At 72.6% G+C, this 22,627-nt stretch carries 18 protein-coding genes; 12 read left to right on the forward strand and 6 right to left on the reverse strand.

Going from position 1 to position 22,627, the window contains the following annotated elements; genetic code table 11:
• Positions 1-9 precede the first annotated feature (9 nt).
• From ROT00_RS17045 to ROT00_RS17060, 4 genes are all read left to right on the forward strand, one after another.
• On the forward strand, positions 10-981 hold the full coding sequence (locus tag ROT00_RS17045; protein WP_404776233.1) for an aldo/keto reductase: 972 nt from the start codon (positions 10-12) through the stop codon (positions 979-981).
• Between the two features lie 82 nt (positions 982-1,063).
• Positions 1,064-2,047, forward strand: a complete 984-nt coding sequence (locus ROT00_RS17050; protein WP_404776234.1) for an alpha/beta hydrolase — start codon at positions 1,064-1,066, stop codon at positions 2,045-2,047.
• Between the two features lie 130 nt (positions 2,048-2,177).
• Positions 2,178-3,236, forward strand: coding sequence for an alpha/beta hydrolase (locus ROT00_RS17055; RefSeq protein WP_404776235.1), 1,059 nt, complete (start codon positions 2,178-2,180; stop codon positions 3,234-3,236).
• The gene (locus ROT00_RS17060; RefSeq protein ID WP_404776236.1) at positions 3,233-4,495 is read left to right on the forward strand and encodes a multidrug effflux MFS transporter; all 1,263 of its coding nucleotides are present in this window, start codon (positions 3,233-3,235) and stop codon (positions 4,493-4,495) included. The genes ROT00_RS17055 and ROT00_RS17060 overlap by 4 nt, the downstream gene beginning before the upstream one ends.
• Positions 4,496-4,589: 94 nt before the next feature.
• On the opposite strand, the gene ROT00_RS17065 is transcribed toward ROT00_RS17060, so the two are convergent.
• Positions 4,590-6,146 carry a GMC family oxidoreductase gene (locus tag ROT00_RS17065; protein ID WP_472974912.1) on the reverse strand — a complete coding sequence of 519 codons (1,557 nt, stop codon included), beginning with the start codon at positions 6,144-6,146 and terminating at the stop codon, positions 4,590-4,592.
• 276 nt (positions 6,147-6,422) lie between these two features.
• Between ROT00_RS17065 and ROT00_RS17070 the strand changes: the two genes are divergently transcribed.
• Entirely contained in the window at positions 6,423-7,835 is a 1,413-nt protein-coding gene (locus ROT00_RS17070; RefSeq protein ID WP_404776238.1) for an aldehyde dehydrogenase family protein, read from the forward strand.
• A 104-nt stretch (positions 7,836-7,939) separates the two neighbouring features.
• Here ROT00_RS17070 and ROT00_RS17075 read toward each other — a convergent pair whose 3' ends face one another.
• The 5 genes from ROT00_RS17075 to ROT00_RS17095 all read right to left on the reverse strand — a co-directional run bounded on the left by ROT00_RS17075 (position 7,940) and on the right by ROT00_RS17095 (position 13,782).
• Positions 7,940-8,782 carry an ABC transporter ATP-binding protein gene (locus tag ROT00_RS17075; protein ID WP_404776239.1) on the reverse strand — a complete coding sequence of 281 codons (843 nt, stop codon included), beginning with the start codon at positions 8,780-8,782 and terminating at the stop codon, positions 7,940-7,942.
• Positions 8,779-10,668 (reverse strand): dipeptide/oligopeptide/nickel ABC transporter permease/ATP-binding protein, encoded by a 1,890-nt coding sequence (locus tag ROT00_RS17080; RefSeq protein ID WP_404776240.1) that lies wholly within the window; start codon positions 10,666-10,668, stop codon positions 8,779-8,781. The genes ROT00_RS17075 and ROT00_RS17080 overlap by 4 nt, the downstream gene beginning before the upstream one ends.
• The gene (locus ROT00_RS17085) at positions 10,665-11,606 is read right to left on the reverse strand and encodes an ABC transporter permease (protein ID WP_404776241.1); all 942 of its coding nucleotides are present in this window, start codon (positions 11,604-11,606) and stop codon (positions 10,665-10,667) included. The genes ROT00_RS17080 and ROT00_RS17085 overlap by 4 nt, the downstream gene beginning before the upstream one ends.
• 82 nt (positions 11,607-11,688) lie before the next feature.
• Positions 11,689-13,224: an ABC transporter substrate-binding protein gene (locus ROT00_RS17090; protein ID WP_404776242.1), complete on the reverse strand. Its 1,536-nt coding sequence runs from the start codon at positions 13,222-13,224 to the stop codon at positions 11,689-11,691.
• 252 nt (positions 13,225-13,476) lie between these two features.
• Positions 13,477-13,782, reverse strand: coding sequence for a hypothetical protein (locus ROT00_RS17095; RefSeq protein ID WP_404776243.1), 306 nt, complete (start codon positions 13,780-13,782; stop codon positions 13,477-13,479).
• A gap of 171 nt (positions 13,783-13,953) precedes the next feature.
• Here ROT00_RS17095 and ROT00_RS17100 point away from each other — a divergent pair, with 171 nt between their 5' ends.
• The 7 genes from ROT00_RS17100 to hpaD all read left to right on the forward strand — a co-directional run bounded on the left by ROT00_RS17100 (position 13,954) and on the right by hpaD (position 22,505).
• Complete coding sequence (locus ROT00_RS17100) at positions 13,954-15,615, forward strand: thiamine pyrophosphate-binding protein (protein WP_404776244.1); 1,662 nt, start codon at positions 13,954-13,956, stop codon at positions 15,613-15,615.
• Between the two features lie 185 nt (positions 15,616-15,800).
• Positions 15,801-16,586 (forward strand): 2-oxo-hept-4-ene-1,7-dioate hydratase, encoded by a 786-nt coding sequence (gene hpaH, locus ROT00_RS17105; RefSeq protein WP_404776245.1) that lies wholly within the window; start codon positions 15,801-15,803, stop codon positions 16,584-16,586.
• The gene (locus tag ROT00_RS17110) at positions 16,571-17,485 is read left to right on the forward strand and encodes an aldolase/citrate lyase family protein (protein ID WP_404776246.1); all 915 of its coding nucleotides are present in this window, start codon (positions 16,571-16,573) and stop codon (positions 17,483-17,485) included. The genes hpaH and ROT00_RS17110 overlap by 16 nt, the downstream gene beginning before the upstream one ends.
• Positions 17,486-17,551: 66 nt before the next feature.
• Entirely contained in the window at positions 17,552-19,060 is a 1,509-nt protein-coding gene (locus ROT00_RS17115; protein ID WP_404776247.1) for a fumarylacetoacetate hydrolase family protein, read from the forward strand.
• Positions 19,057-19,725, forward strand: coding sequence for a GntR family transcriptional regulator (locus tag ROT00_RS17120; RefSeq protein WP_189084449.1), 669 nt, complete (start codon positions 19,057-19,059; stop codon positions 19,723-19,725). The genes ROT00_RS17115 and ROT00_RS17120 overlap by 4 nt, the downstream gene beginning before the upstream one ends.
• Positions 19,726-19,784: 59 nt before the next feature.
• On the forward strand, positions 19,785-21,320 hold the full coding sequence (gene hpaE / locus ROT00_RS17125) for a 5-carboxymethyl-2-hydroxymuconate semialdehyde dehydrogenase (protein WP_404776248.1): 1,536 nt from the start codon (positions 19,785-19,787) through the stop codon (positions 21,318-21,320).
• Positions 21,321-21,362: 42 nt separating this feature from the next.
• Entirely contained in the window at positions 21,363-22,505 is a 1,143-nt protein-coding gene (gene hpaD, locus ROT00_RS17130) for a 3,4-dihydroxyphenylacetate 2,3-dioxygenase (protein ID WP_404776249.1), read from the forward strand.
• Positions 22,506-22,627 lie beyond the last annotated feature (122 nt).

Below are 22,627 nucleotides of genomic sequence, written 5' to 3' on the forward strand. Positions count from 1 at the left end.
GGAGCGACCATGACCGGATCCACCAGCACCATCCCCACCCGAGAGATCGGCACGAGCGGCATCCGCACCGGCGTGCTCGCGCTCGGCTCCTGGCACACCTACGACCGGATGGACTTCGAGGACGCCGTCGAGCTCGTCGCGACCGCCGTCGAACGCGGCATCACCCTCTTCGACGTCGGCGTCTACGGCTTCCCCGGCATGCGCCCGCCGGCGATCACCGACGTGCTGTTCTCGGCGATCGTGCGCGGCGCCGGCCTCGCCCGCGAGCACTACCAGCTCTCCGAGAAGCTCTGGCTCGAGGGCTACGGCGAGGGCGGCTTCCGGCCGCAGCTCGAGCGGGCGCTGTTCCGCGTCGGCACCGACTACGCCGACCTCGTCGTCCTCGGCGACCTCCGCCGCGACGACCTCTCGCTCCGCGAGCTCGTGCTCGACCTCGCCGGCCTCGCCGAGTCCGGGCTCATCCGCGCCTGGGGCGTGAACAACTGGTCGGCGACGAACATCCGCACCCTGCTCGAGCTCGCCGAGGCGGAGGGCGTGCCCGGCCCGCAGATCGCACAGCTGAAGTACAGCGTCGCCCGGCGGTCGATCCCCGACGGCGAGCCGTTCGCCGCACTCTGGGAGCGCGGCTTCAGCATGCAGGCCTCCGACGTGATGGAGGGCGGCATCCTCGCCGGCCGCGTCGAGCGCGAGCGCGAGGTCGGCCGCGACCCCGGCGACATCCGCGCCCGCATCGTCGAGCAGGTGCCCGACTTCGTCGCACTGGCCGAGTCGCTCGAGGCCACCCCGGCCCAGCTCGCGGTCGCGTTTACGCTCACGCACCCGGCGAACACGACGACGCTCTTCGGCGCCACGCGCATGGAGCAGCTCGAGCAGAACCTCGCCGCGGTCGAGCTCGCCGAACGCGTGGGCGCGGCCGAGCTCCGCCGGCTCGTCGAACCGTTCTGGGCCGACCGCGGCGTCGTCGACCCCGAGGGCCCCTGAGCGGGCCGAGCCGTCCGCCTCCCCGGCACCGCCGGCCGAGGCATCCACCCCGTTCCCCACCGACCGATCGAGAGCCGAGACCATGACCGCCTACCCGCCCGTGCCGTTCGCCGACGAACTCCTGCCCGCCCTCGAGGCCATGAACGCGAACCCGCAGCCGCCGCTCACGGAGGAGAGCCTCCCGCACACCCGCGACGGCGCCGACCGCATGTTCCCGTCCGCCGCCGAACTCGTCGCCGGCCGCGCCGTCGAAACCGAGGAACGGGTCATCCCCGGCCCCGCCGGCTCCCCCGAGCTCGAGATCACGATCTTCCGCCCCGCCGGGCACGACGCGGCGAGCCCGCCCGTGCCGGCGCTCGTCAACTACCACGGCGGCGGCATGATCGTCGGCCACCGCTCGTGGGAGCACGGGCGGGTCGTCGAGCTCGTCGAGACCCTCGGCGTCGTGGGCGTGAACGTCGAGTACCGCCTCGCCCCGGAGCACCCGTACCCCGCGGGCGTCGAGGACAACTACGCCGCCTTCGTGTGGACGGCGGAGCACGCCGCGGAGCTCGGCGTCGACCCCGAGCGGATCGTCGTCATGGGCGGCAGCGCCGGCGGCGGCTTCGCGGCCGCCGTCGCCCTCATGGCTCGCGACCGGAAGGGCCCGGCCCTCGCCGGCCAGCTCCTCATCTGCCCGATGCTCGACAACACGAACAGCACCGTCGGCAGCTACCAGTACGACGGCATCGGCACCTGGCAGCGCGAGCTCAACCTCCTCGCCTGGCGGATGGTGCTCGGCGCCGAGCTCGCCTCCTCCACCGAGGCGCCCGCCTACGCCGCGCCGAGCCGCGCGGAGGACCTCTCCGGCCTCGCCCCGGCCTTCATCGAGGTCGGTGCCGCGGAGATGTTCCGCGACGAGGACGTCGACTACGCGACGCGGATCTGGGCGACCGGCGGCCAGGCCGAGCTGCACGTCTGGGGCGGCGCCTTCCACGGCTTCGACATGTACGCGCCTGGCACCGAGCTGACCCGCGCCGCGCTCGCCTCCCGGGACTCCTGGCTCCGCCGGGTGCTCGGCCTCTGACCATCGGGCCAGGCCCCGAGGCCCAGGCCCCCACCGACCCCGACGTCCGTGCCGGCGGACCGCCTGCCCCGCCGGCACGGACGACTCGGACCCGCATCGCCATGACCAGCAACGGAACGAGGGAGTCCCGATGACCACCGACGCCGCGCCCGCCCCGGTGCCCTACGACCCCGCCCTCGAGCCCGGCCTCGCCGCCTTCCTCGACCTCGTGGAGCGCATCCCGCTCCGGGCCGACACGATCCTCGCCAACCGGGCGCACTTCGCGACCATCATCCCGTCGGTCGAGGCCCAGATCGGCGAGCTCCCCGTCGACTTCGAGCACCGCAGCATCCCGGGCCCCGCCGGCGCGCCCGAGGTCGAGGTGACGATCATCCGCCCCCGCGAGCGAAGCGCCGGAGCCCCGGGCGTGCTCGGCATCCACGGCGGCGGCCTCGTGCTCGGCACCCGGTTCTTCGGCACCCCGGAGCTCATCGAGCTCGCGCTCCGCTACGGCGCGGTCGGCGTCGCCGTCGAGTACCGGCTCGCCCCGGAGCATCCCGGCCCCGCCGCCGTCGAGGACTGCTACGCCGCCCTCGAGTGGTTCGCCGCGCACGCCGCCGAGCTCGGGGTCGACCCGGAGCGCCTCATCGTCTCCGGCGCGAGCGCGGGCGGCGGCCTCTCCGCCGGGGTCTCACTCCTCGCGCGCGAGCGCGGCGGGCCCCGGCTCGCCGGCCAGCTCCTCAACTGCCCCATGCTCGACGATCGCAACGAGACGGTCTCGGCCCGCCAGTACGACGGCATCGGCGCCTGGGACCGGAACAACAACGACACCGCCTGGACCGCCGTGCTCGGCGAGCGCCGCTTCGGCGCCGACGTCTCCCCCGCCATCGCGCCGGGCCGCGCCGCCGAGCTCGGCGGCCTGCCGCCGGCGTACCTCGAGGTCGGCGCGGCCGAGGTGTTCCGCGACGAGACGGTCGACTACGCCACCCGGATCTGGGCGGCGGGCGGCCAGGCCGAGCTGCACGTCTGGGCGGGCGCCTACCACGGCTTCTCGGGCTTCTCGCCCGACGCGATCGTCTCCCGGGCGGCGAACGAGGTGCGCGACAGCTGGCTGCGACGCATCCTCGGCGTCGAGCCGTTCGAGCCGAACGAGCCGTCCGAGTCGTCCGAGCCGTCCGACACGTCCAAGCCGTCCGAGCCGTCGCCGTGACGCGCGAGGCGGGCGACGCCGGCGCTCGGCCGGACGCGCCCGGAGCGGCGGGCCGCGCCCGGCCGATCATGGGCGTCGGCCGCGCGATGCTCGTCCTCGGCCTCCTCGAGGCCTTCGGCCCGCTCTCGATGGACCTCTACCTGCCGAGCCTGCCGCAGCTCGCGACGAGCCTCGGCACGAGCGACGCGCTCGCGCAGGCGACGATGTCGGTCTGCATGATCGGACTCGGCCTCGGCCAGCTCGTCGCGGGACCGCTGAGCGACCGCTTCGGCCGGCGCCGACCGCTCCTCGTCGGGGTGGCGCTGTTCACCGTGCTCTCGCTCGCCTGCGTCGTGGCGCCGAGCATCGAGGTGCTGCTCGTCGCCCGATTCCTCCAGGGCCTCGCGGGCTCCGCGGGCATCGTCATCTGCCTCGCCGTCGCACGCGACCTCTACTCCGGCGCGGAGCTCAGCCGCATGCTCTCCCTGCTGATGCTCGTGAGCGCCTCGGCGCCGATCGTCGCACCGGTCATCGGCGGCCAGCTCGCGCTCGTGATGGACTGGCGCGGCATCTTCGGGGTGCTCGGCGGCGTGGGCGCGGTGCTGTTCGTGCTGGCGCTCACCCTGATGCGGGAGACGCTCCCGCCCGAACGGCGCCACGGCGGCGGCTTCGCCGCGAGCGGTCGGCACCTCGGCGCCCTCGCGCGCGACGGCCTCTTCCTCGCCGTGCTCGGCGCCTCGGCCGCGGGCGGGGTCGCCTTCTTCGCGTACCTGTCGATGTCGAGCTTCGTGCTGCAGGACGAGTTCGGCCTCAGCCCGCAGCTGTTCTCGCTCTGCTTCGCCGCGAACGCCGTCGCCAATATGGCGGGTGCGCAGCTCAGCCGGGTGCTCGTGCGCCGCACCGGCCCAGCCCGGATGTACCTGATCGGGTTGAGCGTCACGGCGGCGTGCGCGCTGCTCCTCCTCGGCGGGGCGATCGCGGGCGTCGCGCTGTGGGTGATCCTCGCGCTCGGGCTGTTCCTCGCAAGCGTCGGCGTGGGCGGGCCGAACGGCTCGACGCTCGCCCTCTCCGGGCACGGCGAGCGGGCCGGCACGGCATCCGCCGTCCTCGGCACCGCGCAGTTCACCGTCGGCCCGATCGTGGCGCCGCTCGCCTCGCTCACCGGAGCGACCGCCCTCGCGATGGGCTCGACGATCGCGGCGGGCGCGCTCGTCGCGCTCGCGCTCGGCTGGGCGGTCGTGTTCCCCGCGCTGCGCCGTCGCGGCGCCCTCGCCCCCTGACCTCCCACCTCGAACCGCGAACCGCGAGTTGCCCGAACTTCATGGAAGTCGGGCAACTCGGGGGCGTCGGCGCGAGAGCGGGCGGGAGCGGGCGTCAGCCGTCGAGGAGGAAGCGCGCCGCCTGCTCGCCGATGAGCACGGCCGGCGCGTTCGTGTTACCCGTGGTCACGCGCGGCATGATCGAGGCATCCGCGACGCGGAGCCCCGCGATGCCGTGCACCCGCAGCTTCGGGTCCACGACCGCGTCGGGGCCGACGCCCATCGCGCACGTGCCGACCTGGTGGTGGTAGGTGATCGCGGTCGAGCGCACGTAGTCCTCGAGCTCCTCGTCGCTCACCTCGGGACCCGGGTAGAGCTCCGCGGCGCCCCACGCCTCGGCGAGCGCGGGCTGCCGACCGATCCGGCGGCACTGCGCGACCGAGGCGACGAGGGAGCGGACGTCGTCGGGGTGCGAGAGGGCGCCGAGGTCGATGCGCAGCGGGTCGTGCGGCTCGGGTCCGGACAGGCGGATGCTGCCGCGGCTCTTCGGCGTCACGATCCCGGCCATGAGCGAGAAGCCGTCACCGGGTCCGGTCATGCCCTCCTGGTACATCGGCACGCTGAAGTGGATCGGCTGGGTGTCGGGCACCTCGAGCGCGGGGTCGCTCTTCCAGAACAGGTGCGTCTGCGTCACCGACACGCCCTCGTGCGGCGGGCCGACGGGGCGCTCGGTCGTGAAGATCACGGGCGAGAGGAGGTGGTCGTGGAGGTTCCGGCCGACGCCCGGCAGGTCGGCGACGACGTCGATGCCGAGCTCGGCGAGCTCCTCGGCCGGTCCGATCCCGCTGCGCAGCAGCACGCGCGGCGAGTCGATCGCGCCGGCCGCGAGCACGACCTCGTCGGCCCGCAGCTCGTGCAGCTCGCCGCCCTGCTCGTAGACGACGCCGACGACGCGGGGACCGGACGACGCGCCGTCGGCGTCGGCGCGGCCGTCTGCACCGCCGCCCTCGGCACCGCCGCCCTCGGGCTCGGACTCCGCGAAGAGCAGCCGGTGCACGTGGCAGCCGACGCGGACGTCGACGGCGTCGCGCACCGGGGCGAGGTACGCGAGGTAGGTGTTCAAGCGCCGGCCGTCGCGCATCGTCACCTGCTCCTGCGAGACCCCGTCGAGGTGGTCGCCGTTGTAATCGGGGTTGCGCTCGAGCCCCTCCTCCACCGCGGCGTCGATGATGGACGCCTGAACCGGGTCGAGCGGGTAGTCGTCGGTGACGTCGAGGAGCCCGGCGTCGCCGCGCAGCGCGGAAGCACCGCCCGAGAAGCGCTCGATGTCGCGGTAGATCGGCAGCACGTCCGCCCAGGCCCAGCCCTCGTTGCCGAGGCTCGCCCAGTGGTCGTAGTCGGCGGGCGCGCAGCGCACCCAGATCATCGCGTTCAGCGAGTGCGAGCCGCCGAGCACCTTGCCCCGGGGCAGATGCAGGCGGCGGCCGGCCGCCGCCGGCTGCGGCTCGGTGAAGTAGTCCCAGTCGTCGGGGCTGTGCCAGAGCTCGCCCATGCGGCTGGGGTCGTGGATGGCCGGGTTCGTGTCCTCGCCCCCGGCCTCGAGCACGGTGACGGAGACCCCGGCGTCGGCGAGGCGCCGCGCGATCACGCTCCCGGCGGAGCCGGCGCCCACGACGACGACGCGGCGCCCTGCGGTGTCGGGCGCCGCAGCGCCTCGGGACTCGGCGGTGGCGGTGGACTGGGGGGTGACGGCCACGAGCGTTCCTCTCCTTCGGGGATGCCTCGAGGCTGCCAGGCCCGCCCGTGCAGGGCGAGGGGCGGGATGCCCCCGTACGCACACGGTCAACGCTCGTGCTCGCCCGGTCAAGGCCCGCCGCTCGGGCGCTCGTAGCGTGGGATCCGACCGGATTCACCCGGTCTCGACCGGACTCTCTGAGTGGAGGAATCCATGGAAAGCTACGACCGCCTCCTCGAGGCGATCACGCCGGCGTCGGGGCCGTCCCGCGACGTGCACGACCCGGCCACGGGCGAGCTCATCGGCACCGCGCCGGTGCAGGACGTCGCCGACCTCGAACGCGCCATCGACACCGCCGTCGCCGCGCAGCCCGCGTGGGCCGCCCTCGCCGACGAGGAGCGCCGCGGCTACCTGCACCGCGCCGCCGACGCCATCGAGGCTGCGGCCGAGCCGCTCGCCGAGCTCCTCTCGCGCGAGCAGGGCAAGCCGCTGAACGGCCCGAACGCCCGCTTCGAGGTCGGCGCCTGCGTCGCCTGGCTGCGCGCGACCGCCGAGACGCCGCTGCCCGTCGAGGTCGTCGTCGACGACGGCGAGAACTACGCCGAGCTGCACTACCGCCCGATCGGCGTGGTCGGGGCGATCTCGCCGTGGAACTGGCCCATGATGATCGCGATCTGGCAGATCGCCCCGTCGCTGCGGATGGGCAACACCGTCGTCGCGAAGCCCGCGGAGACCACCACGCTCTCGGGGCTCGCGCTCGTCGCCGTCATGAACGAGGTGCTCCCCGAGGGCGTGCTGAACATCGTGGCCGGCCCCGGTCGCACCGTCGGCGACGCGCTCACGAAGAGCCCGAAGGTCGGCAAGATCATGTTCACCGGCTCCACGCCGGTCGGCAAGCGCATCATCGAGGCGAGCGCGAACAACGTCACCCGGCTCACGCTCGAGCTCGGCGGCAACGACGCCGGCATCGTGCTGCCCGACGTCGACGCCGCGGCCATCGCCGAGAACCTGTTCTGGGGCGCCTTCATCAACACGGGGCAGACCTGCGCCGCGCTGAAGCGCCTCTACGTGCACGACTCGGTCTACGACGAGGTCCTCGAGCGGCTCGTCGAGGTCGCGAAGAACGTGCCGATGGGCGTCGGCCTCGACGAGCAGAACGTGCTCGGCCCGCTGCAGAACCGCGGCCAGTACGAGATCGTCGACCGGCTCGTCGAGTCGGCGAAGGCCTCGGGCGCCCGCGTGGTGCTCGGCGGCGACCCCGACCACGACGCCGTCGGCAACTTCTACCCGACGACGATCGTCGCCGACATCGACCCGCACAACGACCTCGTGATCGAGGAGCAGTTCGGGCCCGCGCTCCCCGTCATCCGCTACACCGACCTCGACGAGGTCGTGCGCCTCGCGAACGAGCTCGAGGTCGGCCTCGGCGCCTCGGTGTGGTCGGCCGACCGCGACCGCGCCCGGGAGATCGCCGCGCGCCTCCAGGCCGGCACGGTGTGGATCAACTCGCACGGCGGGCTGCACCCGATGGTGCCGTTCGGCGGCGCGAAGCAGTCCGGCTACGGCCGCGAGTTCGGCGTCGAGGGCCTGAAGGCCGTCGCCGAGCCCCAGGTCGTCAGCGGCTGAGGCGACGACCGCGGCCATCCGCCGCACGAGGAAGGGCCCCGCTCGTCGAGCGGGGCCCTTCCTCGTGCCCGACAGGATCGCGCCGGGCGGGCGGGAACGCCTCGTCAGGCGGCCGTCTCCCCCCGGAGCGCGAGCCAGGCCTCCCGGCGCTCGGCCTGGAGCGCGGGGTCGGCGACGGGCGAGGCCATCAGCAGGCGCCGGCTGTACGCGTCCTGCGGATCGCCGGTCACCTGCTCGCCGTCGCCGGTCTCGACGATCCGGCCCCGGTACATCACCGCGACCCGGTGGCAGACCCGCCGGACGACGCCGAGGTCGTGCGAGACGAAGAGGTACGAGACGCCGGTGTCGCGCTGCAGCTCGATGAACAGGTCGAGGATGGTCGCCTGCGTCGTCAGATCGAGGGCGCTCACCGGCTCGTCGCAGATGATGAGCTTCGGCCGGCGCACGAGGGCCCGCGCGATCGCGATGCGCTGCCGCTGCCCGCCGGAGAACTCGCTCGGGTAGCGGTCGATGACGTGCGTCGGCAGCCGCACCCGGTCGAGCATCTCGCCCACCACGGCCTTCGCCTCGGCCCGGCTCGCCCCCGCGGTCGCGAGCGGCTCGGCGAGGATGTCGCCGACGGTCATCAGCGGATCGAGCGAGCCGTACGGGTCCTGGAACACGACCTGGATGTCGGCGGCGAGCGCCCGGCGGTCGCGGCCCGAGGCGTGCGTGATGTCGCGGCCGTCGAACGCGATCGACCCGCCCGCGACGGGCACGAGCCCGAGGATCGCCTTGCCGAGGGTGGACTTGCCAGAGCCCGACTCGCCGACGAGGCCGAGGCACTCCCCCGGCGCGATGTCGAGGGAGACCTCGTGCAGCACGCGGTTCGGCTTGCGGCGGGTGCCGTACTCGACGACGACGTCCCTGGCGGTGAGGAGCGGTGCGGCGGATGCGGTCGCGCTCATGCGCGCACCTCCTTGCGGTCGGCCTCGGTCGAGGCATCCGGTTCCTGATCGATCGGGGCGCCGACCGCGGCGACGCCGCCGCCGGTCAGGGCGAATGCCCGATCGAGCTCGGCGCGGCTCTCGGCCCCGTCGAGCGAGGCCGCGATGAGCTCGCGGGTGTACGGGTCGTCCGGGTTCGAGAAGAGCTGCGACACCTCGCCGATCTCGACGATGGAGCCGTGCCGCATGACGACGACGCGGTCGCAGATGTCGGCGACGACGCCGAAGTTGTGCGTGACGATGACGAGGGCCATCCGGTACTCCTGCTGCAGCTCTCGGAGGAGCTCCAGCACCTCGGCCTGCACCGTGACGTCGAGCGCCGTGGTCGGTTCGTCGGCGACCAGCACCGAGGGCTTCGCGGCGATCGCGCCCGCGATGAGCACGCGCTGCGCCATGCCGCCCGAGAGCTCGTGCGGGTAGGCGCGCATCACCCGCGGCGGGTCGGCGATGCCGACGCGCTCGAGCATCGCGAGCGCCCGGGCCTTCGCGTCGGCGCGGCTCATGCCGTGCACGCTGCGGAGCGGCTCGGTGAGCTGGTGCCCGATCGTGAAGGAGGGATCGAGGTTCGTCATCGGCTCCTGCGGCACGTAGCCGATCTCACGGCCGAGGAGGCGGGCGCGGTCCCGGCGGGCGAGGGAGGTGACGTCCTCGCCGCCGATCCAGATCGCGTCGGCGGTGTACGCGCCCGTCTTCGGGAGGAGGTCGAGCACCGAGAAGACCGTCTGCGACTTGCCCGAGCCCGATTCGCCGACGATGCCGAGCACCTCGCCGGGCGCGACGTCGAGGGTGATCCCGTGCACGACCTCGACCTCGCCGTCGGGCGTCTCGTAGCGCACCCGCAGGTTCTCGATCTGGATCGCGGAGTCGGCCGCGGCGTGGGCGACGGCGCCCGTCGACGCGGTGACGGCGGCCGGTTCGCCGGAGGCCGCGGCGGCCCGCTCGGCGGCGCGGCGCGCACGCCGCGCCTTCCGGGAGGGCAGCGGAGCGGTCACGCTCACGACGTCGGCGAGCGTCGAGCCGAGCACCGCGAGGGCCGCGATCGAGATGCCGAGCGCGAGCGAGGGCCAGAGCAGCAGGAGCGGGTCGGTGCGCATGACCCGGAAGCCCTCGTTCATCGCGGCGCCCCAGCCGGGCGTGGTGCCGCCGCCGATGCCGAGGAACTGGAGCCCCGCCTGCATGCCCATCGCCATGCCCGCGGTGAGCGCGGACTGGATGACGATCGGCGCGACGACCGGGCGGATGACGTGCCGGCCCATGATGCGCGCGTGCGAGAGCCCGGAGACCTTGGCCGCGTCGACGTAGGCCTCGTTCCGCACGGCGAGCACGGTCGCGCGGGTGAGGCGGAAGTAGCCGGGGGCCATGAACACGCCGACGGTGACCATGAGCAGGTTGAAGTCGTTGCCGGTGTTCGCACCGACGATGAGCAGGATGATCATGCCGGGCACCGACTGCACGGCGTCGCTGATCCAGGTGCCGATGCGGTCGGTCGCGCCGCCGAAGTAGCCCGCCGCGAGGCCGGAGGGCACGCCGATGACGAGCGAGGTCACGATCGCGACGAGCGCGCCCCACAGCGTGATCTGGGTGCCCCAGATCAGCCGGCTCAGCACGTCGCGGCCGGTCGTGTCGCCGCCGAGCGGGTGCTCCGGACTCGGCAGCGCGCGGGTGATGGACAGGTCGACGAAGTTCGGGTCGTACGGCGCGAGCAGGGGCGCGAACACCGCGACGAGCACGATCAGCACGAGGATGCCGAAGGAGATCGCCCCGGCGGGCCGCTTCAGCAGGCGGACGAAGGCGGAGCCGCGCCGGCCGGCGCGGGTGTCGATGTTCTCGGTCAGCGGGGAGGTCACTTCACACGCGCCTTCGGGTTGATCCAGCCGAGCAGGATGTCGAGGAGGAAGTTGATGATGACGACGAAGATCACGGTGACGACCGTGATGCCGAGCAGCATCGGGATGTCGCCGTTCTGCGAGGAGGCCTGGGTGAGCGGCCCGATGCCGGGCAGCGCGAAGATCTGCTCGACGATGATCGCGCCCGAGAGGAGGCCGACGAACATCAGCGCGAGGATCGTCAGCGAGGGCGGCGCGGAGTTGCGCAGCAGGTGCACGATGATGCGCCACTGCGGCAGGCCGCGGCTGCGGAGCGTGCGCATGTAGTCGAGCCCGTCGGCGCGGATGATCGCGTTCCGCAGCTGCTCGGCGATCATCACGACGGCGCCGAGCGCGAGGGCGATCGCGGGCAGCGTGATCGACTGCAGCCATCCGCCGAGCGATTCCTGGGGCTGCACGTAGCCGACGGCCGGGAACCACTTGAGCTGCACCGCGAAGGTCATGACGAGGAGGAGCGCGACCCAGAAGCCGGGGAGCGCGAAGAGGATGACCGCCGCGGCCTTCACGAGCTTGTCGATCCAGGTGCCGGGGCGGAGGCCGGCGAGCACGCCGAGGAGGCCGCCGAGCACCGCGGAGAGGAGCACCGAGGCGGTGACGACGGAGAGCGTCACGGGCAGTTTCAGGGCGATCTGCTGCCCGACCGGCTGGAAGTTCTTCCAGGAGTCGCCGAGATCGCCGCGGAGGAGTCCGCCGATCCAGTCGCCGAACTGCACGATCACGGGGCGGTCGGTGCCGATCTTCGCGGCGAGCGCCTGCTGCGCCTCCGGAGTCGCAGCGCTGCCGAGGAGGCCGAGGGTGGGGTCGGGGATCGCGGCGTGCGCGAGGAAGAACGTCGCGGTCGCCACGGCGACGAGCAGGATCACCCCGGATGCGAGCCGTTTGAGCGTGAAGGTGAGCATGGGAACTCCTGGATGGGTGCGGACTCGGGGGAAGCCGGTGGGACGGGGCCGCGCGGACTGCGCGGCCCCGTCCCGAGGCGGGTCAGCCCACGACCTCGATCTGGCGGAGCGTCGGGAACATCATGCCGATGACCGGCGTCACCTCGAACTCCGAGGTGGAGATGTAGGTGTTCGTCGACTGGCTCCAGACCGAGAAGAACGCCTGCTCGGTGACGAGCTCGTTCAGCTTCTCGATCTCGCCGATCTGCTCGTCGCCGGGCTCGGCGGAGAAGACGGTGTCGATCTGCGCCTGGATCTCGGGGAACGCCTCGAGGCCCGGGTTCGGGTTGTACCACTGCGGCTTCGCGATCTGGCGCTCGACCGTGGCGACGGGGTTGCCGTCCATCGCGATGACCGCGACGAACATCGGGTACTCCGGGGCGACCGACATGTACTGCATGAAGTCGGTCTCCTTGAAGGTGACGCCGATGCCGAGCTCGCCGAAGGTCTGCTCGATGATCGCCTGCCACGGCTGGAACGGCGGGGCCATCGGCATGGTGACGTCGAAGCCGTCCGCGTATCCCGCCTCGGCGAGCAGCTCCTTCGCCTTCTCGATGTTCGCGGGGTACAGGTCGTTCAGCGACTTCACGTAGCCGGGGGTGTCGGCCGGGAACACCTGGTTGGTGGCGACGCCGACGCCCTGACCGATGGTGTCGACGAGCTCCTGCCCGTTGAAGGCGTAGTTCAACGCCTGGCGGACGCGCACGTCGCCGAGCGGCTTGCCCATCTCGGTCGCGCCCAGGCGGTCGCTGAACTGCAGGCCGACCCACATCGAGAGCCCGCTCGCGACGTTCCAGCCGTTGTCGGGAGCCAGGTCCATGGCGGTCTTGTCGCCGTAGATGAGGTTGAACTGGCCGCCCTCCATGCCGTTCAGCATGGCGGTGGCGTCCGAGAGCGGCGAGATGCTCAGCGGGTCGAAGGGGAAGTCCTCCGAGGCCCAGTGGTCGGCGACCTTGTCGAAGTGGTACTCGGCGCCGGGCACCGAGGTGTCGCTCAGCGTGTACGGGCCAGAGCCGACCGGGGCGGTCGCGAGCGAGCCGTCGTCGATCGCAGAAGGGGCCATCATGTAGCTGCGGCCGAGCCCCATGAAGTAGAGGATCGTGTCGTCGCGCTGGGTGAGGTGGATCGCGATGGTGTCCTCGTCGACCGCCTCGAAGCTCTCGACCTTCTGGTAGGCCTCCTGCGAGCGGACGCCCGCCTTCAGGTAGTCGAGGCTCTTCACGGCGGCTTCGGCGTTGAAGGCCTCGCCGTTCGAGAACTCGGTGTCGGTGCGGAGGTTCATCGTGATGGTCGTGAAGTCGTCGGACACCTCCCAGTCGGTCGCGAGGCCGGGCTGCGGCTGGCCGTCGCCGTCGATCGTGAGCAGCGGGTCGTAGACCGCCGACAGGTAGGGCCCGTCGAAGCCGATGTCGGCGAGCGAGGGGTCCCAGGACGTGACGTCCAGGAAGTTGCCGATGCTCAGCGGGTGGACCGTCGTCCCGCCGTCACCGTCGGAGGGCGCGTCAGTACCGGACGTGCACGCGGTGAGCGCGAACGCGGCGGCCGCGGCGAGGGCGACGCCTGGCAGTGCCTTCTTCATGTCTTCTTCTCTCGATTGCGGGGAAACAGGTGGGGTGCTGCGGGACATCGCGGTCAGGGCGAGTGCCGATCCCTCCGGTCGCGTGCTGCGCGTCGACGCGCCGCGGCGCCGTAGCCGTGGAGCTCGAGAGGTCGTCACCTCGATGTGCCGTGCGGGTAAGTCTACAACTGTTGACAAGAAAAACAACACCCGGAGAAAGACGGGGCGGCGGCGCGCCCCCCCCCCCCCCCCCCCCCGCGGTCGAAGCCTGGATCAGACGATGGAGACGGGCTCCACGAAGGAGATCTCCTTCGCCGCGATGCGCTCGGGGACGCCCTCGAACGCGCCCGCCCGCTCCGGCGAGACGACGTACGCCGCCTCGACGCGCTCGAACTCGGCGCGGTCGCCGGGGACGCTCACGGCCCAGACGAACTCGTTCGCCTCGGGGCGCGCGTAGGCGAACTCCAGCTCGAAGCCGGTTGCGCGCCGCACCGCGGGCATCCGGCTCTCGAACCACTCGACGAACGCCTCGAGCTCGCCCTCGACGATCTGATAGCGACGCAACTGCACGGTCTTCATGGCTCAATCATGCCGTGCCCGGCGAGGGTGCGACGACGCCGCCGTATACTCGTTCCGTCCAGGCGCGCCATCCGCGCCGGTGCTCGAAAAATGGGCACGAAGCGAGCCGATGCCGGCGTCGGTTGCGAGACACATACGGAATCCGTCCGTCGCGTCTCGAAAGGCCGCCGCATGCCCACCGTCTCCTCCCACGTCGCCCACGCCCTCTCCGCCCACGTCAGCCACGTCTTCGGCGTGATGGGCAACGGCAACGCCTACTTCCTCGACGCCGTCGAGCGCGAGACCGGCGCCGTGTTCACCGCCGTCCGCCACGAGGCCGGCGGCGTCGTCGCCGCCGACGCCCACTACCGCGCCTCGAAGCGGCTCGCCGCCGCCACCTCCACCTACGGCGCCGGATTCACGAACACGCTCACCTCGCTCGCCGAGGCCGCGCAGGCCAGGGTCCCCCTCGTGCTCGTCGTCGGCGACGAGCCGACCTCCGGCCCCCGCCCCTGGGACGTCGACCAGATCGCGCTCGCCTCCGCGGTCGGCGCGCGCACCTATACCGTCGGCCGGACGGATGCCGCGGCGACGACGGTCATCGCGATCGAGCACGCCCTGCAGTACCGGCTCCCCGTCGTGCTCGCCATCCCCTACGACGTCGCGGCCGCCGAGGCCGGCCCGCTCGCCCCGGCGCCGGCACCGACCCTGCCCGCCACGGTCGCGCCAGCCGGGGAGTTCGCCCGCGCGCAGATCGCGGAGATCGCGCGCGCGCTCGCCGCCGCCGAGCGCCCGTTCCTCCTCGCCGGCCGCGGCGCGTGGCTCGCCGACGCCGGTGCGGCGCTCGGCGAGCTCGCGGCGGCGACGGGCGCCCTCACGGCCTCCACGGCGCTCGGCCGCGGCATCTTCCCCGACGCCCGCTTCGACCTCGGCGTCGCGGGCGGCTTCGGCGCCGACCGGGCGATGGCGCTCGTGCGCGAGGCCGACGTCGCGGTGGTCTTCGGCGCCTCGCTCAACCAGTTCACGATGCGGTTCGGCGAGCTGTTCGCGCCCGGCACCCGCGTCTTCCAGGTCGACGTCGCCCCGGCGGCCACCCACCCGAACGTGGGTGGCTACGTGCGGGCCGACGCCGGGCTCGTCGCCCGCGAGCTCGTCGCGCAGCTCGCCGCGTCCGGCGACGCGGTGCGCGCCGGCGGCTGGCGCGAGACGGCCGAGCTCGCCGACGCCCGGGCGTACGAGCCGGGCGAGGTCGCCGCGCCCGACGGGCGGCTCGACCCGCGCAGCACCGCCCGCCGGATCGCCGAGCTGCTGCCGGAGGACCGGGTCGTCGTCTCCGACGGCGGGCACTTCATCGGCTGGGCGAACATGTACTGGCCGGTCGCCGCGCCCGACCGGATGATGATGGTCGGCACCGCGTTCCAGTCGATCGGGCAGGGCTTCCCGAGCGTCGCGGGTGCGGCGGCCGCCCGGCCGGACGCGACGATCGTCCTCACCACGGGCGACGGCGGCGGGCTCATGGCGATCGCCGATCTCGAGACCGCGATCCGCACGGCGGGCGGTCGGGGCGTCGCCGTCGTCTGGAACGACGCCGCCTACGGCGCGGAGGTGAACCTCTACGGGCTGAAGGGGCTCGCCGAGGGCCCGATGCGCATCCCCGAGGTCGACTTCGCCGCCGCGGCGCGCGCGTACGGCGCGGAGGGGGTCGTGGTGCGCGAGCTCGCCGAGCTCGAGGCGCTCGCGGACTGGGCCGCCCGCCCCGTCGCCGAGCGCCCCTTCCTGCTCCTCGACTGCCGCATCTCGGGCGACGTGATCGCCCCGTACCAGCAGGAGATCATCCGCGTGAACTCCCGCTGACCCCGCACAACTCAGGAACATCTGGCGGTTATGCGGGTCGTCGATTCGGGCGACCCGCGCCGTCGCTGGGCTCCGCCGCGAGGCTTCCTGAGTTGTCGTGGGGGCGGATGTCGGAGCAGCCTCGCGCGCAGGGCGCTGGATCGTATACGATCAACGCAAGCGCCCGACGAGGAAGTGGAGCACGCGTGCTGAACCAGTCCACCATCGAGGCGATCGCCGACGAACTGTTCATCGCCGATCGCGACCGCAGCATCGTGCCGCGGCTCACCGCCCGCCACGACGGCATGACCGTCGAGGACGCCTACGCCGTGCAGAAGCTCTGGGCCGAGCGCCGCGCCGCCGCCGGCGCGCGGCTCGTCGGCCGGAAGATCGGCCTCACCTCGAAGGTGATGCAGGTCGCGACCGGCATCACCGAGCCCGACTACGGCGTCATCTTCGACGACATGGTGTTCGAGTCCGGCGCGACCGTCGAGTACGACCGCTTCTCGAACGTGCGCATCGAGGTCGAGCTCGCCTTCGTGCTCGCGAAGCCGCTCGCCGGCCCGAACACGACGATCTTCGACGTGCTCGACGCGACCGCCTACGTCGTCCCGGCGCTCGAGATCCTGAACTCGCACATCGAGCTCGAGGGCCGCACGATCGTCGACACGATCAGCGACAACGCCGCGATGGGCGGCATGGTGCTCGGCGGCCGGCCGGTGAAGGTCGACGAGCTCGACCTGCGCTGGGTCGGCGCCCTGCTCTACCGCAACCAGACGATCGAGGAGTCGGGCGTCGCCGCGGCCGTGCTCGGCCACCCCGCGATGGGCGTCGCCTGGCTCGCGAACAAGCTCGCGCAGCACGGGCAGTCGCTCGAGGCGGGCGAGATCGTGCTCGCGGGCTCGTTCACCCGCCCGATGTGGGTCGAGCGCGGCGACACCGTGCACGCCGACTACGGCCAGCTGGGGGCGATCACGTGCCGATTCGAATGAACGCGCCGGAGACCTTCGCCGCACGCCTCGCGGGCGCCGACCGCCCGCAGATCGGCATGTGGGTCTGCTCGGCCAGCCCGATCGTCGCCGAGGTCGCGGCCGGCAGCGGGGTGGACTGGGTGCTGCTCGACGCCGAGCACTCCCCGAACGACCTCCAGTCGATCCTGCACCAGCTCTACGCGATGTCGGCCTACCCGGTCTCGGCCGTCGTGCGGCCGCCGATCGGCGACACGGTGCTGATCAAGCAGTACCTCGACCTCGGCGTGCAGAACCTGCTGGTGCCGATGGTCGACTCCGCCGAGCAGGCGCGCGAGCTCGTCCGTGCCGTGCGCTACCCGGGCCCGGCTGGCGCCGGCACCGCGCCCGCCGAGCACGGGGCCCGTGGTGTCGGCGCCTCGCTCGCCCGTTCCTCGCGCTGGAATCGCATCGAGGGCTACCTCGGCCGCGCGACCGGGACCGTGAGCCTCATCGTGCAGATCGAGTCGGCCGCCGCCGTCGCGAACGTCGAGGAGATCCTGGCGGTCGACGGCGTGGATGCGATCTTCATCGGGCCCGCCGACCTCGCCGGTTCGATGGGCCTGCTCGGCCAGCCGAGTCATCCGGACGTCGTGGCGGCGGCCCTCACCGCGATCCGCGCGGCCCGCGCCGCGGGCAAGCCGGCGGGCATCAACGCCTTCGTCCCCGAGGACGCCGACCGCTATCTCGCCGAAGGCGCGGCCTTCGCCGCGGTCGGGGCGGATGTCGCGATCCTCGCCCGGGCCTCGGAGGCCCTCGCCGACCGCTTCATCGGGGCGCATCCGGCGAGCGCCGCGGCATCCGGCGCCGCCGCCTCCGCCACGGGCGCGGATGCCGCGGACGCGACGCCGCCCGGCTCCCCCGCACCCCGCGCCAGCTACTGAGCACCGGCGCTTCCGCCGGATCGCCAGATCGTATATCATTTCAGATACAACGAGACGAGGACGTCAATGACCTTCGGTATCCCCACCCCGGGCAAGATCATCGCGGTGCACCTCAACTACCCGTCGAGGGCCGCCCAGCGCGGTCGCACCCCCGCCCAGCCGAGCTACTTCTTCAAGCCGGCCTCCTCGCTCGCCGCGACGGGCGGAACGATCGAGCGCCCCGCGGGCACCGAGCTGCTCGCCTTCGAGGGGGAGATCGCGATCGTCATCGGCGCCCCCGCCCGCTGGGTCTCCCCCGAGAACGGCTGGTCGCACATCGCCGCCGTCACGGCGGCCAACGACTTCGGCCTCTACGACCTCCGCGCCGCCGACAAGGGCTCGAACGTGCGCAACAAGGGCGGCGACGGCTTCACCCCGATCGGCCCGGCCGCGATCCCCGCCTCGGTCGCCGGGGAGGACGGCTGGCGCGTCCGCACCTGGGTGAACGGCGAGCTCGTGCAGGAGGACACCTCCGACACCCTGCTCTTCCCCTTCGGCCGCCTCGTCGCCGACCTCTCGCAGCACCTCACCCTCGAGACGGGCGACGTCATCCTCACGGGCACCCCCGCCGGCTCCTCGGTGGTCGTCCCGGGCGACGTCGTCGAGGTCGAGGTCGACGCCCCTGCCGCCCCCGGTGCCCCGTCGACGGGCCGCCTCGTCACCACCGTCACCCAGGGCGAGCACGCCTTCGGCGACTTCGGCACGAAGCCCGCCATCGACGACGACCAGCGCATCGAGGCGTGGGGCAGCGAGGCCGAGCTCGCCGCCGCCGTGGCCGACGGCCGGGCGAGCGCCCTCGACTCCGCTGCAGCGACCGCCGACGCGGCCCCCGCCGGCCTCGACCCCGAGGTGCGGGAGCTCCTCTCCCAGGCGGCCGTCGCGACGATCTCGGCTGCGCTCCGCAAGCGCGGCTACCACGACGTCTTCATCGAGGGCGTCTTCCCGAACCACCCCGGCGACCGCATCGTCGGCACCGCGAAGACCCTCCGGTTCATCCCCTTCCGCCCCGACCTCTTCAAGGAGCACGGCGGCGGCTTCAACGCCCAGAAGCGCGCCTTCGACCAGGTCGCCCCCGGCGAGGTGCTCGTCGTGGAGGCCCGCGGCGAGCGCGGCACCGGCACCGTGGGCGACGTGCTCGCCCTGCGCGCCCAGGTCCGCGGCGCCGCCGGCATCGTCACCGACGGCGGCGTGCGCGACTTCGACGCGGTCGCCGAGTTCGAGATCCCGGTGTTCTCGCAGGGCCCGCACCCGAGCGTGCTCGGCCGTCGGCACGTGCCGTGGGAGACCGACGTCACGATCGCCTGCGGCGGCGCAGCGGTGCAGCCGGGCGACGTCATCGTCGGCGACGGCGACGGCGTGCTCGTCATCCCCGCCGCCATCGCCGCGGAGGTCGCGGTCGAGGCCGCCGCGCAGGAGCGCGAGGACGCGTGGGTCGCCGAGCAGGTCGCGGCCGGGGCATCCGTCGACGGCCTCTTCCCCATGAACGCCGAGTGGCGTGCGAAGTACGAGGCCGAGCGCGCGGAGGCGTCCCGATGAACGAGAGCAAGGCGCAGCAGGCGTACCGCTTCATCCGCGAGCGCATCGACGACGGCCGCTACGTCCCCGGGTTCCGGCTCGTGCTCGGCACCATCGCGCGGGAGCTCGGCGTCTCGGTCGTCCCCGTCCGCGAGGCGATCCGGCTGCTGGAGGCCGAGGGCCTCGTGACCTTCGAGCGCAACGTCGGCGCGCAGGTGGCCCTCATCCAGGAGACCGAGTACCTGCACACCATGCAGACCCTCGCCCTCGTCGAGGGCGCCGCGACCGCGCTCGCCGCGCCGACGCTCACGGCGGAGCACGTCGCCCGGGCCCGCGCCGTCAACGAACGGATGCGCGAGAGCCTCGACGCCTTCGACCCGCACCGCTTCACCGCGTTGAACCTCGAGTTCCACGCGGTGCTGTTCGAGGAGTGCCCGAACCCGCACATCCTCGACCTCGTGCACCGCGGCTGGAACCGCATGAAGGTGCTGCGCGACTCCTCGTTCAGCTTCGTCCCCGGCCGTGCCCAGTCCTCCGTCGAGGAACACGAGGCCATCCTGCGCCTGATCGAGGACGGCGCCGCCGCCATCGAGATCGAGCTCGCCGCCCGCGGCCACCGCACCGCCACCCTCGACGCCGTGCTCGCCTACCAGGCCGAGCAGCACGCGCACACCCCGACCCCCTGAGCCCCACCGGCGCCGCCGCCCCGGGCCCGGCGCCACGACACGATGAAGGTGAGAACCGCATGACCGACGCGTACCGCCCGGCGGACCTGCCGGCGAAGATCCAGCACTACATCGACGGCGAGTTCGTCGACTCGCTCGACGGCGACACGTTCGAGGTGCTGAACCCCGTCACGAACGAGACCTACGTGCACGCCGCCGCCGGCAAGAAGGCCGACGTCGAGCGCGCCGTCGCCGCCGCGAAGCGCGCCTTCGAGGAGGGCCCCTGGCCCCGCATGGTGCCGCGCGAGCGCTCCCGCGTGCTGCATCGGATCGCGGACATCGTCGAGTCGCGCGACGCGCGCCTCGCCGAGCTCGAGTCCTTCGACTCGGGGCTGCCGATCACGCAGGCCCTCGGCCAGGCACGTCGCGCGGCCGAGAACTTCCGCTTCTTCGCCGATCTGATCGTCGCGCAGGCCGACGACGCCTTCAAGGTGCCCGGCCGCCAGATGAACTACGTGAACCGGAAGCCGATCGGCGTCGCGGGCCTCATCACGCCGTGGAACACCCCGTTCATGCTCGAGTCGTGGAAGCTCGGCCCCGCGCTCGCGACGGGCAACACCGTCGTGCTGAAGCCCGCCGAGTTCACCCCCCTCTCCGCGTCGCTCTGGGCCGGCATCTTCGAGGAGGCGGGCCTGCCGAAGGGCGTCTTCAACCTCGTGAACGGCCTCGGCGAGGACGCCGGCGACGCGCTCGTGAAGCACCCCGACGTGCCGCTCATCTCCTTCACGGGCGAGAGCCGCACCGGCCAGATCATCTTCGGCAACGCCGCGCCCTACCTGAAGGGCCTGTCGATGGAGCTCGGCGGCAAGAGCCCCGCCGTCGTGTTCGCCGACGCCGACCTCGACGTCGCGATCGACGCCTGCATCTTCGGCGTCTTCTCGCTGAACGGCGAGCGCTGCACCGCCGGCTCCCGCATCATCGTGCAGCGCGAGGTGTACGACGAGTTCGTCGAGCGCTACGCGGCGCAGGCGAAGCGCGTGAAGGTCGGCCACCCCCACGACCCGGCCACCGAGGTCGGCGCGCTCGTGCACCCCGAGCACTACGACAAGGTGATGAGCTACGTCGAGCTCGGCAAGAGCGAGGGCCGCCTCGTCGCCGGCGGCGGCCGCCCCGAGGGCTTCCCCGAGGGCAACTACGTCGCCCCGACCGTCTTCGCCGACGTCTCCCCCGACGCGCGCATCTTCCAGGAGGAGATCTTCGGCCCGGTCGTCGCGATCACCCCGTTCGACACCGAGGAGGAGGCCCTCGCCCTCGCGAACAACACCCGCTACGGGCTCGCCGCCTACATCTGGACGAACGACCTGAAGCGCGCCCACAACTTCGCGCAGTCGGTCGAGGCCGGCATGGTGTGGCTGAACTCGAACAACGTGCGCGACCTGCGCACCCCGTTCGGCGGCGTCAAGGCCTCCGGTCTCGGTCACGAGGGCGGGTACCGCTCGATCGACTTCTACACCGACCAGCAGAGCGTGCACATCACGCTCGGCGCCCCGCACAACCCGACGTTCGGCAAGCAGGAGGTCCACGAATCGGACCTCGACGACCCGGACCCCCGCTGACCGGCCCACGCCCCAGACTCCACCCCAGGCAAGGAAGCTGACATGACCCACCGCGATGAAATGACCCTCACCTCCTCCGGCTTCTACGTGAGCCAGGAGGCCCCGATCCGAAGCGACAACCCGGTGCCGACCCCCTCGGTGCCCGCTCCCGACATCCTGCGCTGCGCGTACATGGAGCTCGTCGTGACCGACCTCGCGGCCTCCCGCGTGTTCTACGTCGACGTGCTCGGACTGTACGTCACCGAGGAGGACGACGAGGCGATCTACCTCCGCTCCACCGAGGAGTTCATCCACCACAACCTCGTGCTGCGCCAGGGCCCGGTCGCGGCGGTCGCCGCGTTCTCGTACCGCGTGCGCACGCCGGAGGACCTCGATAAGGCGGTCGCCTTCTACTCGGAGCTCGGCTGCCGCGTCGAGCGCCGGGCCGGGGGCTTCACGAAGGGCATCGGCGACTCGGTGCGTGTGGAGGACCCGCTGGGCTTCCCGTACGAGTTCTTCTTCCAGACGGAGCACGTCGAGCGGCTCTCGTGGCGCTACGACCTGCACACGCCGGGCGAGCTCGTGCGCCTTGACCACTTCAACCAGGTGACCCCCGACGTGCCGCGCGCCGTGAACTTCATGCAGTCGCTCGGCTTCCGCGTCACGGAGGACATCCAGGACGAGGAGGGCACGGTCTACGCGGCGTGGATGCGTCGCAAGCCCACCGTGCACGACACCGCGATGACGGGCGGCGACGGCCCGCGCATGCACCACGTCGCCTTCGCCACGCACGAGAAGCACAACATCCTCGCGATCTGCGACAAGCTCGGCGCGCTCCGCCGCTCCGACGCGATCGAGCGCGGCCCCGGACGCCACGGCGTCTCGAACGCGTTCTACCTGTACCTGCGCGACCCCGACGGCCACCGCGTCGAGATCTACACGCAGGACTACTACACGGGCGACCCGGACAACCCCGTCGTCACCTGGGACGTGCACGACAACCAGCGCCGCGACTGGTGGGGCAACCCGGTCGTGCCGAGCTGGTACACGGATGCCTCGCTCGTGCTCGACCTCGACGGGAACCCGAAGCCCGTGGTCGCCCGCACGGACGACAGCGAGATGGAGGTCACCATCGGCGCCGACGGCTTCTCGTACACGCGCAAGGGCGACGAGGAGCAGGGCTTCAAGCTCGGCAACACGCTCTGACGCGGTCGCGCCTCCCGCGCTCGCAGGAACGCCGCCCGGCGGTCCCCGGTCTCCCGGGGGTCCGCCGGGCGGCGTTCCGCGTCTCGGCCCGATGCGCCGCGTGCGGTGCCGCTCGGGCGGCG

It is taken from the genome of Agromyces mediolanus, assembly GCF_044917495.1.
Classification (GTDB): domain Bacteria; phylum Actinomycetota; class Actinomycetes; order Actinomycetales; family Microbacteriaceae; genus Agromyces; species Agromyces mediolanus_B.

Coding starts and splice junctions, on each gene's coding strand:
- ROT00_RS17120 (WP_189084449.1), top strand. CDS start 19,057: ATGAACGAGAGCAAGGCGCAGCAGGCGTACCGCTTCATCCGCGAGCGC.
- ROT00_RS17100 (WP_404776244.1), top strand. CDS start 13,954: ATGCCCACCGTCTCCTCCCACGTCGCCCACGCCCTCTCCGCCCACGTC.
- hpaD (WP_404776249.1), top strand. CDS start 21,363: ATGACCCACCGCGATGAAATGACCCTCACCTCCTCCGGCTTCTACGTG.
- ROT00_RS17085 (WP_404776241.1), bottom strand. CDS start 11,606: ATGCTCACCTTCACGCTCAAACGGCTCGCATCCGGGGTGATCCTGCTC.
- ROT00_RS17055 (WP_404776235.1), top strand. CDS start 2,178: ATGACCACCGACGCCGCGCCCGCCCCGGTGCCCTACGACCCCGCCCTC.
- ROT00_RS17070 (WP_404776238.1), top strand. CDS start 6,423: ATGGAAAGCTACGACCGCCTCCTCGAGGCGATCACGCCGGCGTCGGGG.
- ROT00_RS17050 (WP_404776234.1), top strand. CDS start 1,064: ATGACCGCCTACCCGCCCGTGCCGTTCGCCGACGAACTCCTGCCCGCC.
- ROT00_RS17095 (WP_404776243.1), bottom strand. CDS start 13,782: ATGAAGACCGTGCAGTTGCGTCGCTATCAGATCGTCGAGGGCGAGCTC.
- ROT00_RS17045 (WP_404776233.1), top strand. CDS start 10: ATGACCGGATCCACCAGCACCATCCCCACCCGAGAGATCGGCACGAGC.
- ROT00_RS17090 (WP_404776242.1), bottom strand. CDS start 13,224: ATGAAGAAGGCACTGCCAGGCGTCGCCCTCGCCGCGGCCGCCGCGTTC.
- ROT00_RS17075 (WP_404776239.1), bottom strand. CDS start 8,782: ATGAGCGCGACCGCATCCGCCGCACCGCTCCTCACCGCCAGGGACGTC.
- ROT00_RS17115 (WP_404776247.1), top strand. CDS start 17,552: ATGACCTTCGGTATCCCCACCCCGGGCAAGATCATCGCGGTGCACCTC.
- hpaE (WP_404776248.1), top strand. CDS start 19,785: ATGACCGACGCGTACCGCCCGGCGGACCTGCCGGCGAAGATCCAGCAC.